The organism is Bartonella sp. AA81SXKL, from assembly GCF_042196945.1.
Lineage (GTDB): Bacteria > Pseudomonadota > Alphaproteobacteria > Rhizobiales > Rhizobiaceae > Bartonella.
On sequence record NZ_JBHIRH010000210.1, the window covers coordinates 1 to 348 of the forward strand.

Consider the following 348-nt stretch of genomic DNA (forward strand, 5'->3'; position numbering starts at 1 on the left):
GTTTTTATTGCTGTTATTTTCTTAGCTTATCTCGCTATTTAGTTTTAAATGGGACAAAAGTGATAAAAAGGCGTGCACCCAAAATTCATATTTGATTTTGAGGTGGTTGGTGTTTTTATCTGTTTTTGAACTTTTTAAAATTGGTATTGGTCCATCCAGCTCCCATACGATGGGGCCGATGACTGCTGCTAATATGTTTTTGCGAGAGATTATGAGATGCAATTTTTTAAGATCATCTCATACTGGGATTTCTCATATACGTGTCTATCTTTATGGTTCATTAGCTTTTACGGGAGTTGGTCATGCTACAGATAGAGCTGTTATATTAGGACTTTTAGGAGAAGAAGC

1 protein-coding gene is annotated in these 348 nt (G+C 35.6%); it reads left to right on the forward strand.

Annotated elements, in window-relative coordinates; genetic code table 11:
• Nucleotides 1-109: 109 nt before the first annotated feature.
• The coding region (locus ACFINZ_RS10645) for a serine dehydratase beta chain (protein WP_375701500.1) at nucleotides 110-348 on the forward strand (239 nt) is incomplete at its 3' end.